The organism is Paenibacillus sp. MY03 (assembly GCF_002165585.1).
Lineage (GTDB): Bacteria > Bacillota > Bacilli > Paenibacillales > Paenibacillaceae > Pristimantibacillus > Pristimantibacillus agaridevorans.
The window spans coordinates 237,098-248,615 of sequence record NZ_MXQD01000001.1 but is presented as its reverse complement, the minus strand read 5'-3'; the positions used below and the strand labels follow the sequence as shown (position 1 = coordinate 248,615).

At 53.4% G+C, this 11,518-nt stretch carries 8 protein-coding genes and 1 pseudogene; 3 read left to right on the top strand and 6 right to left on the bottom strand.

The features are described from left to right. Positions 1 to 239: 239 nt before the first annotated feature. The 4 genes and pseudogenes from B1748_RS00815 to yicI form a co-directional block, all read right to left on the bottom strand. A complete protein-coding gene (locus B1748_RS00815) occupies positions 240 to 1,775 on the bottom strand; it encodes a response regulator transcription factor (RefSeq protein ID WP_087565962.1) in 1,536 nt (511 codons plus the stop codon). Next, a complete protein-coding gene (locus B1748_RS00810) occupies positions 1,768 to 3,573 on the bottom strand; it encodes a sensor histidine kinase (RefSeq protein WP_087565961.1) in 1,806 nt (601 codons plus the stop codon). Before B1748_RS00810 ends, B1748_RS00815 begins: the two co-directional genes overlap by 8 nt. Before the next feature lie 159 nt (positions 3,574 to 3,732). Continuing rightward, positions 3,733 to 3,840, bottom strand: a pseudogene (locus B1748_RS37885) (glycoside hydrolase N-terminal domain-containing protein); the annotation flags it as partial. Between the two features lie 298 nt (positions 3,841 to 4,138). Beyond that, on the bottom strand, positions 4,139 to 6,430 hold the full coding sequence (yicI, locus tag B1748_RS00800; RefSeq protein ID WP_087565959.1) for an alpha-xylosidase: 2,292 nt from the start codon (positions 6,428 to 6,430) through the stop codon (positions 4,139 to 4,141). A 323-nt stretch (positions 6,431 to 6,753) separates the two neighbouring features. On the opposite strand from yicI, the gene B1748_RS00795 reads away from it, so the two are divergent. Both B1748_RS00795 and B1748_RS00790 read left to right on the top strand, forming a co-directional pair. Beyond that, a complete protein-coding gene (locus tag B1748_RS00795) occupies positions 6,754 to 7,656 on the top strand; it encodes an AraC family transcriptional regulator (protein ID WP_087565958.1) in 903 nt (300 codons plus the stop codon). 106 nt (positions 7,657 to 7,762) lie between these two features. Continuing rightward, positions 7,763 to 8,491 (top strand): class I SAM-dependent methyltransferase, encoded by a 729-nt coding sequence (locus B1748_RS00790; protein ID WP_087565957.1) that lies wholly within the window; start codon positions 7,763 to 7,765, stop codon positions 8,489 to 8,491. A gap of 89 nt (positions 8,492 to 8,580) precedes the next feature. Here the strand turns inward: B1748_RS00790 and B1748_RS00785 are convergent, their stop codons facing one another. After that, positions 8,581 to 9,504 (bottom strand): fumarylacetoacetate hydrolase family protein, encoded by a 924-nt coding sequence (locus B1748_RS00785; RefSeq protein ID WP_087565956.1) that lies wholly within the window; start codon positions 9,502 to 9,504, stop codon positions 8,581 to 8,583. 45 nt (positions 9,505 to 9,549) lie between these two features. After that, entirely contained in the window at positions 9,550 to 10,338 is a 789-nt protein-coding gene (locus B1748_RS00780) for an SDR family NAD(P)-dependent oxidoreductase (RefSeq protein ID WP_256975459.1), read from the bottom strand. 320 nt (positions 10,339 to 10,658) lie between these two features. On the opposite strand from B1748_RS00780, the gene B1748_RS00775 reads away from it, so the two are divergent. Then, the gene (locus B1748_RS00775; protein WP_087565955.1) at positions 10,659 to 11,342 is read left to right on the top strand and encodes a transcriptional regulator; all 684 of its coding nucleotides are present in this window, start codon (positions 10,659 to 10,661) and stop codon (positions 11,340 to 11,342) included. The last annotated feature ends 176 nt before the right edge of the window (positions 11,343 to 11,518 follow it).

The window sequence follows — 11,518 nt, the reverse complement described above, 5'->3', positions numbered from 1 at the left end:
CCACACTAGGAGTGGTCTGGAGGCTTTTAATCGGTTCGCGGATTTCTCGGACGGGTACTGACAGACGTGGCGCCGGATTCGGCACGCGGATTTGGACGCTAGCTTCCGACATCGAGCTCACCAGAGTTCCCGCCAGGAAAGGGTTCCTGGGCCGGCGGCAGCATTTTTCTAATCCGAGTGCACCATAGCCTCAGCACGGTACAACGACGGTTTATCGTTCCGCTCCCGACCGAAGCAAACTACTTTTCCGCCCCGCTCTTGAATGACGAGGGGGACACGCCTTTATACTTCTTAAACTTCGCATGGAAATAATCGACATTGGCATAACCTACGCGCTCCGCGACCTGATGCACCTTGTGGCCTTCGCGCAGCAGCTTGATGGCCTGCTCGATGCGCACCTTGTCGAGGTAGGTGTTAAAGCTTTCGCCCGTGTGGCTTTTGAACAGCTTGCCGAGATATCCGCTGTTGTAATTAAATAGCTCGGCAAGCGTCTCCAGCCGAAGCGGCTCGCTGTAATGGCGCTCGATAAAGTCAGTAACCCGCTTCATGGTGCCGCTGCTGTCTGTGCCTCCGATCTTGGCGGTTAAATCCGTCAGCCGCGTCTTAAGCTCATCCAGCATTTCTTCGTAGTGGTGGGCCAAGTACAGCCTCGTTACCATATAGAGATCGTCCTTCAACGACAGCTGTGGGTGGAAGGCTGCGGCTTTGTTCAGCATAAGCGTCAGCAGCTGCGCCCAATTGCTTTTGAGCGTCTGCTCGGAATCGCCCAGCCGGACAAGCTCCTCCGCGAACTCGTCGACCTGCTGCAGCACGTCGTGTCCATTGCCGAGATCTACTCTGTAAAATAAGACTTGCGCCATCTCCTCGATGCTTAGCGGCTCGCGTTTAGCCTTCGCCCCGTTCTCGTCCGATGCCTGCGAATTGTAGATTTTTCCGCTACCAAGCAAGAAGCGGCGCCTGAGCCGTGCCTTCGCCTCGCTGCTTGCGCCGGGCAATTGGGTTAACGCCTTCATAGGAGGTCCCGCTACAGCCGTGTACCGAATCCGGTCGCCGCATGTTTCCTCCAGCGTCTCTCTTATCGGGGTCATGTCGCCGCGCAGCCATGGACCGTTCTTGAGCAGCAGACCGATATACGGTTCCGTCGAAAATACCCAGCCCAGCCCCCGCTCCTCGATCAGCTCCGTCAGCTTTTTCTTCGCTACCGCCTTCATCGTGAGAGAATGCTCCCGACTATATAACTCGATCAGCAACAGACGGCTGCCCGCAAGCGAAGCTTCCGACCCGAACAGGCTGGGAATATCGAAATCTAACTGCGCCTTGCCCTCCGCCAAGCCTTGAAGCAGCTCTTCCCGAAGCAGCGACGCATTACGTTCGCTCAGGCCCGAGCCGACATCCTTGCGCAAGCCCAGTTCCTGCGAGGCGCGCTCGACATAGCTCTCCAGCTCGTCCTCGTCAATCGGCTTGACGACATAACCGCTGACGCCGTGAACGATAGCTTGCTTGGCATAATTAAAGTCCGCATAGCCGCTTAAAATAAGAATGCGGCAATCGGGATCGCTTTGCCGGATGCCTTCGATGGCCCTCAGACCGTCCATGACCGGCATTCGGATATCAATCAGAATCAGATCCGGGCGCAGCAAGGCATGCTGCTCGATGGCATCCTTGCCGTTGGCGGCCGTCCCCGCAATCTCGAAGCCAAGACGCTCCCATTCGATCAAGGTTTGCAGTCCTTGCCGGATCATCGGTTCGTCGTCCACGATCATTACCTTATGCATGACGTAATCCCCCCGTCGGAATATTGAACGTAATAAACGTTCCCTCGCCAAGAACGCTTTCTATTCGCAACCCGAATGATTCGCCATAAATCATGATTAACCGTTGATGTACGTTGCGAAGGCCAATCCGATATTGTTCTTCTTCTTCCATATCGTCGAACGAACGAAGAATGCTCCCCATCCGCTCCTCGTCGATGCCGGAGCCGTTGTCCTTGATCTCGATCCCGACGCCCTCCTCGTTCCGATAGACGCGGACGGATACGAAGCCGCCTTGCTCGACATGGTCGAGACCATGCACGACGGCATTCTCGACAAGCGGTTGAATAACGAGCGGCGGAAGCTCCACCGAAGCGCAGCTTTCATCGACATCCAGCAGGAAGGAAAGCCGGTCGCCACCGTAACGGAATTTCTGAATTTCCAGGTAACACCGCACGACCTCGATTTCGTCGCGGATCGCAATGCGTCGATTGCCGACCTCCAAGTTTTGCCGAATCATCTTGCCGAGCATCCGAACGACGACGGAGATTTCCTTTTGGCCGTTCATATGAGCCTTCATCCGGATGGATTCCAACGCGTTGAACAAGAAGTGCGGATTGATCTGGCTCGCCATCATCTTGAGCTTGATCTCCCGTTGGCGGAGCAGCAGCTGCGCCTTCTGGCTTTCGGAATCCGCAACCTCGTCCATTAATCCTCTGATGCTGACGACCATGTTATTAAATTGACGGGACAACATGCCGATCTCGTCGTTGCCGCTGACGGAGGAGATGACGTTTAAGTCGCCCATCGCCACCTTGTTGAGATCCTTGTGAAGGAGCAGCATTCGCTTGGAGATTAACGTTGAGGTCAAATAGATAAGCCCCCATGCAACAGCGAGACTGACTAACATGATGGCCAGCCCAAGCAAGCTGATCCGGTTCGCTCCGCCGACAATGCTGTCCACGGCGAACACGGAGACGACCCGCAGTCCGTTCCGGCTCGAAGTCGGGATAAGCTTCTCGATCACGACGCGGGAAGGTTTGCCGTCATATCGGAATTCATAGGTCCCCTCCGATTTGCCTGCTATGGGACTGTTAAAGGTCGCGTCATTGATGTTCTTGCCGACAAGCGCGCCGTCCTTCGCCGCTACGATGTAGCCATTGTCCTCGATGATCATGGTGTCGAACGCTTCCTGACGCATCATGCTGCCCAGCACCTCGGGGTCGATCGTGATGACGAGCACTCCGCTTGTCCGATATAGCGGAAAATTGACTTTGCGCACCAGACTGAGATATTTCTGATTGCCCTTGGTCTCGTCCTCGACGTATTGCCAGCGGATGCCGTCTTCGGTCATCGCTTGATGGAACCAAGGTTCGCGCGTCTTCTCCGGCGTGATTCGGAGGAATTCCCAGTTGTCCAGCATCGTCGGGTTCGTATAATAGAAGCGGATATTATGAATTTCGTTATACAGCTTGACGGAATCGCGGATGTCTCTGTATTCCCGGTATGCTTCTACAACCGAATACGTTGAAGCATACTGCGTATTAACGACGTTCATCAACCGAGCGTCGCTGAGCAGATTATCCGAAACTTCAAGCGGCATGCGGACGATGTTCGCAATCTGCGACTTCACCCTGTCGACGTTGCTGCCTACTTGCTGCGTGGCTTGATCCAGCACATTTTGGCGAAACGCCAGAGTCAGAAATACGCCTACGATAAGAACCGGGACGAACACGACCAGAATGAAGGAGACGATCAGCTTGGGCTTGATTCGAATATCATTTGTACGGTTCGCAAGCCGCCTGACAAATTCAATGAACATGCTGCTATCGTCTCCTTGCCGCCATGCCGGCTAATATTTCCTCCATTCTAGCATAACCGTGATGGCTCCGCTTTCCCGCCTATAGCACCAACGAGAACTCGACCGGCAAACACCCGCGTCCCGGAAAGTGCCTCCGCGTCCAGCTGTTCGAAGCTGATCCAGCCGCTCCGTCCCGATACCGCCGAATGCCAACGCGCCCAGTCTGCCGTTGCCGATCGGCAGCGCCTCGTTCCAATCCGCTGCCGGCTCGTTATGCCACAATTTCATCGCCTTCACCACCTCCGTCCAACTTCCCTTACAGTCCATCATAACGAACGTCGACCAACCGCAATACCGCTTTCATTCCACATAAAATCATATGGAAATTAGACATGGCCAGCACGGAAACGATTACGCTATTCTTATCGAAAAAAAACGGACAACACAGCCGCTATTGCCTCGATTTAACGCTTATGCGCGCTTCAACCGACCAATAACGTCCCTGCGGTCCGTTACAATCGCGATATACTTCTCCGCCCAAGAACGGCGGGGTTATCCTTGTTGCTTCCGTCTGCCAAGGCTAAGACTAGCCCTTCAGCGTGACTGCGAAGCTCTCGCTCGCGCCGCCCGCCGGCACTTCTACCTTGCTTCCTTCTTGGCCCGCGATTTCGAACGCGAACGTATGGCCCGCCGAACGCTCCACCTTAACGGTGACTTCATTGCCATTGCGCGTTGCAACGGCGCTTAGCGAGACGCCGCCCTTCGTATCGTGCACGGTCGCGGTTGCCGACTTGCCGTCTTCCAGAGCGAACAACTTTAACTTCACGCCATCCGCATATTCGTAGTCCGGCACGTTGTCGTTCGCGCCGATCGCGAGAAGCGTATTCGGCCTTACGAATAGCGGCAGGCTCATAAAGTCATGGGTCTCCTTGCGCCACGAGCCGCCTTGCACCGTCTCGCCCGTAAGCAGATGCGTCCAAGTGCCTTGCGGCAAATAATACGTGACCCGTCCTTCTTCGTTAAAGATCGGCGCAACGAGCAGGCTGTCGCCAAGCATATATTGGCGGTCGATCGTCTCGCAGCTTGGATCCTCGGGGAATTCCAGCACCATCGCGCGCATGGACGGCACGCCTTCTTCCTTTGCCTGCACGGCCGTGCGGAACAGGTAAGGCATGAGCGAGCACTTGAGCCTAGTGAAAAATCTCGTCACGTCCACCGCTTCCGTGTCGTACGCCCATGGCACCCGGTACGATCTGCTGCCATGCAGCCTGCTGTGGCTGGAGAGCAATCCGAAGGCTAACCAGCGTTTAAACACATGCGCCGGCGCCGTGCTCTCGAAGCCGCCGATGTCGTGACTCCAGAAGCCGAATCCGGACAAACCGAGGGAAAGACCGCCGCGCAAGCTTTCGGCCATGGACTCGTAATCCGCATAGCAGTCCCCGCCCCAGTGAACCGGGAACTTCTGCCCGCCCGCCGTAGCCGATCTCGCGAACAACGCCGCTTCGCCTTGGCCGAGCTTATCCACCAAAACGTCGAATACCACTTCGTTATAAAGGTACGTGTAGTAGTTGTGCATTTTAAACGGATCGGAACCGTCGTGGTAGACGACATCGGTCGGAATCCGCTCGCCGAAATCCGTCTTGAAGCTGTCCACGCCCATGTCCACCAGTTCGCGCAGGTAGGAGGCGTACCACTCGCAGGCTGCCGGATTCGTGAAGTCGACCAGCGCCATGCCCGGCTGCCACATATCCCATTGCCAGACGTCGCCGTTTGGACGTTTCACCAAATAGCCGTTTTCTTTGCCCTCTTTGAACAGTCTGGAGCGCTGGGCGATGTACGGATTGATCCATACGCATATCTTGAGTCCCTTCTCCTTCAAACGCTTCAGCATACCGACGGGATCGGGGAAAACGCGTTCGTCCCATTGAAAGTCCGTCCAGTGGAACTCTCTCATCCAGAAGCAGTCGAAGTGGAAGACGTGAAGCGGCAGATCGCGCTCCGCCATGCCCTCGACAAAGGACATAACCGTCGATTCGTCATAGTTGGTCGTAAACGACGTCGTCAACCAGAGGCCGAATGACCATGCAGGCGGCAGAGCCGGCTTACCCGTCAAGTCGGTATAGCGGCCCAGCACTTCCTTCATGCTTGGCCCGTCTACGATAAAGTAGCTCAGCGATTCGCCTTCGACGCTGAATTGCACCTTCTTCACCTTTTCCGACGCAACCTCAAGCGAAACGAGCTCCGGATGGTTGATGAACACGCCGTACCCTTTGTTCGTCAGGTAAAAAGGAATGTTTTTGTAGGATTGCTCCGAGCTTGTGCCGCCGTCCTTGTTCCACAGATCGACCGTTTGGCCGTTTTTTACGAACGAGGTGAAACGCTCGCCAAGTCCGTATACCCATTCGCCAACGCCCAGATCAAGCTCTTCGCGCACGTACGTCTTGCCTTCGCCTTCGGCTTTGATGTAGGCCATGGACTTCTGGGCGCTGCCCGTCAACCGCTCGCCGCCGCGGTAAAAATCAACGCGCCATGTGTCTCCCTTGCTAATGCGCACGCTAAGATTGCCCGTCGTCAGCGTTGCCGCTTCGTCCGTCTCCTCGATGACCGCGTGGCTGCCGTCGCTTGCCAGCTCGAATGCGGGACCGCGTTCCACCACGCCCGCATGGTTAATCAGCTTAACCCCGATAACGCCTTCGATCGGCGAGTGGAACTGGACCGTCAGCAGCATTGTATCCAACATGTTGGAACGCGACAGAATGGGCCGGGGCGACGCGTAGGCCGTCAATTGTCCCTCCGATTTCTCGAAGTCGTGCGCCTGCACCGCGCTTAGCACCTCATACCCTTTGCGTATCATCCAGTTGCCGTCTGTAAATTTCATGTGTAAAGCACCGCCTTTATTTTGATGAACAATCGTTTATTGCAAGTTCCCGATACCCACGATAGCAATCGAAGCTTCGCTGCCATTGCCGATTCCTTTCGCGAGACCCGAAGTTAGGCGAAACTAAGCGTTCTGCCACTAAATCGCCTATCGGACATAGATTTTTTAATCTGTTGTTCACAAGTCTTGAAGTTGCATCATTTCCTCTACAAATAATAAAATGGAATTATGTTATACTTGCAGTATACTGACTGGTAAGCGTTTCATCTAACAGAATTATGCCTGTTTATAGCACGATTCTGATGCATGGGAGGGGATGAATAATGGATCGTTCGCAGAAGGAATCGCTCAAGGAGAATCGCCTGCACGGAACGGTAGCGTTCCCTCTGGCGGCATACCGCATCGGTCCCATCCCCCCCGGAGAACCGGTGCTGGAATGTCATTGGCATGCGGAAGCGGAATGGTTCTATATGCTGGAGGGAGAAGTACTGTTTCAGGTCGGGACGGACTACTTTCCCGTCCGGGCGGGCGAGGCCGTCTACATCGACGGCGGGGATATACATGCCGGTCATGCGCTTGGGGATTCCCCGTGCTCGTATTGCGCAGTCGTCTTCGATACGGAGCTGTTGGCGAGCGCGGCGATCGATGCCGTGCAGGAGCGTTACGTCGTTCCGCTGCGGGACAAGTCCCGCACCTTCCCACGCCATCTGAAGCCGGGGACGGACTGGAGCGATGCCGCACTGGGTTACTTGTCCGGCTTGATCGACGCAAGCGAGAGACAGCAGACGGGATACGAAGCCGCGGCGAAAGGGCTGTTATATTTGATGCTGCACCAATTCGCATCCTCGGAGCAGCTCGTTAGCCGAAGCGACCACGGGGGCAACGCACAACTTCAAATTAAGCTGGAACGGCTCAAGGCCGTCATCGGCTATATGCAGGAACATTTCGGCCGACCGATCCGAATCGCCGAGCTGGCCGAGCAGATTCCGATGAGCGAAGGTCAGTTCAGCCGCTTCTTCAAAAGCATGACCCATCAAACTCCCGTCGAATACTTGAACGGCTACCGAATCAAAAAGGCGGCCGAGCTGCTGCTCCAGCCTGACGCCAAGATCGCGGCTGTCGCCATGGACGTCGGCTTCGATCATATCAGCTACTTCGTAAAGGTGTTCCGGAGCCGTATGAAATGCACGCCGTCCGAATACAGAAAATCGCATATGATTGGCTAGGCTTGAGCCGGTGCCGGAGTTTAAGCTGCAGGAACATTCGCCGTCGCTCAAATCCATTCTCTAGCATGTCTCGAACTTCCCATTAGTAATGAAGGAGGCCATATTAATGAAACAAAACAAATACGACGAAGCGGAATTTTTTGATGCCTATGGCAAGATGGAGCGGTCTTTGAAAGGTTTGGAGGGCGCCGGAGAATGGCATGTGTTGCGAACGCTAATTCCCGAGCTTCGTGACCGAAGCGTGCTGGATCTGGGCTGCGGCTATGGTTGGCATTGCTTGTACGCGCATGAGCAAGGCGCAAACGACGTAACCGGCCTTGATATTTCGGCGAAAATGCTGGAGAAGGCTTCAACGTTGGCCCAAGGAACAGGCATACAATATATGAGGCTGCCTGTCGAGGATATCGTGTTCCCGCCAGATCGCTTCGACGTTGTCATCAGCTCTCTGGCTTTTCATTACGTAGAGGACTTTGGAGCAATCTGCGAGAAAATCTACAATTGCATGAAACCTGGAGGGACGTTCCTCTTCTCCGTCGAACATCCCGTCTTCACCGCCCGTTCAGAGCAAAGCTGGGTGTATGGAGAGGATGGCAAGGCGCTGTATTGGCCGCTGGATAACTATCAGTCGGAAGGACAACGTGTCACCTCGTTCCTGACCGATAACGTCGTGAAATACCACCGGACTCTGGCAACTTATATAAACGCGGTCATCCAAGCCGGCTTCGTCGTGACGGCTGTCGCGGAACCGAAGCCGGCAGAGGATAAGCTGGACATCCCCGGCATGCGGGACGAGCTGCGTCGACCGATGTTCCTCATCATTTCCGCCACAAAGTGAAGCTGCACCCCGATTTTCTCGGGGTGCAGCTCGCATTGGCGCTTCCCTTCAGAATGTAACCCGATTTTCTCGGATTACAGGCGCCGCGATCATTGCTCGATTTCAGCTACCATTGTATTCGTTAGCGAACCCAGCTTTTCGATCTCGATCGTCACGACGTCGCCTGGCTGCAAATAAACCCGCTCATCGACTGGCTTGCCAAGCACAACACCTTCAGGCGTACCCGTCAAGATGACATCCCCTGGCACCAGTGTCATAAGCTGCGAGATATAACTGACAATCTCATCGCAATAAAAAATCATGTCTGAAGTGTTGGAGGCTTGGCGAACCTCTCCGTTAACGATGCATTTGATCTCCAACTGATTAGGATCGCCGACTTCGTCCGCCGTTACCAGATAAGGACCGAGCGGCGAAAATTTGTCACAGGATTTACCCGTCAGCCATTGCGACGTACGGAACTGCAGATCCCTGGCGGACAGATCGTTGACGTTGCAATAACCAAGCACATAGGACAACGCGTCTTCCTTGGCCACGTTTTTGGCCTGTTTGCCAATCACGATTACCAGCTCCGCCTCGTAGTCGACCTCGCTTGATACCTTCGGCAGCGGAATCTCATCTCCTTGACTTGCCAGCGTATTGCTGAATTTATTAAAAAGGACGGGATAAGTCGGAATCTCTGCGCCTGTTTCCTCCGCGTGTTTGCGGTAATTGAGTCCGACGCAAATCATTTTGTTAGGATGCGTTACGCAAGGTCCAAGCGTAAGGGTCGACTCCGGGCGAATATAAGCAAAACGGTTGTCCGCGCGGAGAGCAATCTCGACAAAGGTCCGAAGCTTATCCATTGCATTCGCACCGCCTTCGATAACCGCCTGCAGCGTGACAGGTACTCCGTCTTCTACGTCCGTGCCTGATACGTTGCCCAGTGCCGCGGCTATGTCCAATATTCCCTCTCCTTCCCCGCTATGTACGCCAAGCTTATACGTCTGATCCTCGAAAAAGGTTAACAGTTTCATTATCCATTCGCTCCCTTGTCAAGTTGTGATTGTGTTTTGCTATCGCTAAGCATCTTTGCCAAATACGGCACCGCCGTCGATATAAAGCGGCGAACCCATCATAAACTTTGACTCCTCGGAGGCCAGGAATACTGCTGCGTGCGCCACATCCTCGGGCCGCCCCATCTCGCCGCTTAATTGACGTTTTTTGAGAGACTCAATAGCCGCTTCGGGATCGTCATACGATTGCTTGAGGTAATTCTCGACAAATGGTGTCAAAATCGTGCCCGGAAGCAAAGCGTTAACGCGGATGCCATAAGACGCATAATCCACTTGCATCGATTTCGTTAGCGCCAGCACCGCCCCTTTGGTTGCCGAATAAGAAGCGCGTTTTGCCAGTCCAATCTCCGCCACGCAAGAAGACATATTGATAATGACTCCGGACCTGCGCTGCATCATGGAGGGTAGTACATACTTGCTCGGGAGATATACGCCTCTTATGTTGACTCTCATGACTCGGTCCCAGGCATCCGGCTCCACTTCGTGCAGGGCGCCCACTCCGCTAATGCCCGCATTATTAAACAACACGTCGATTTGGCCGTGACGCTCGATCGCTTGTTCGACCATCGTTTCTACCGAGGACGGATCCGTCACGTCCGCAACGATCAACGATGCCGAGCCTCCGGCGGCCCGAATCTCCTCAACCGTCTCTTCTCCCTTGCCTTCATCCAGATCGTTAACAATGACCGTCGCGCCTTGCATGGCAAAGGCGATTGCGGAACACTTGCCGATCCCGGATCCCGCACCTGTAATCAACGCCGTTTTATGCTGCAATCGATGTCCCATTATGCTCATGATAACCTTCTCATCTCCTTTTTGTTTATTATAATAAACCTTGTTTTATATAATAAAATAGTAACACAGTCATTCCGATTCCACAATAAAAAAGAAGCCGTTCCAAACGGCTGCCTCGTAGATCAGTAGGTTGAGCGAATCCCTATAAGACCCTCTCCGTATAAGTCTCTCTCTTGAATCTGAACAAATGTCAATGCTATACTAAGGCCAACGGTCGTGAAGCACATGCCGCTTTGATACTTAAGTGTATCGAAGCGGCATTTTTATGTTTAAGCGAGAAAACGGGAGAATACGTCACTTAATAGTGGGAGGATGGGTTTGTGTTTAAAAAAGAATACGAATTATGGTTGCAGAAGCAGATTTATCAGGAGAAAAACCATCGTAGAAAAGAATTATTACAGAAAGGACTCAGTCATGGATCCTTTGAGATGCTCCGGCTGATCTGGTATCCCGTTGTCGGTAATTTCGATCATTTATATCCCGAATGGGAGGTCCGTGATTTTAATAACGGCTACCGTTATCTTGACTTTGCCTTTTTGCGGAGCGGTGCCAAGGGCAGTATTGAAATACAGGATTATCGATCCCACGCCAGAGATTTGGATACACGTCGATTTAAAGACTTATGTCAACGACAAAGTTTGTTATCGCTCGATGATTGGGTCTATTTGCCGGTCGCATATTTATCTATCCGTGATGAACCAGAGTTTTGCAAGCAGTTACTATTATCGTTCGTTGGCAAGTTCCTATCAATCAATGTGGATGCCGGGTTAAATGGCCTGGAAGCGGAAACGGTACGATTCGCGCGACGGAAGCTCAGGCCGTTTACACCGAATGAACTCGCCGAACATCTTCGAATTACTGACCGTTATGCGCGAATGTTGCTTCATCGTTTAGTCGAGGGGCAACAAATAACAGTCGTTGGCGGAAACATAAGATTTCGAACGTATCAATTGAATATGGGAGGACTGCTGGGGCCGTCAGAGGACTGTGAAAGACCAGAATAAGAGCTTGGGGAAATGAGAGACATTATTATTCGCAGAGGAACTTGGAAAGCCGGTGGAAGCTTGTGGAACTGAGAGACGTTATTCGTCGGAAAAGAGGGCTTTTTGATCCATAGCGGAACTGAGCGCCTTTATTGCTTTCAATTTAAATGGAATCACCAGTAAAACAGGCGAATAAC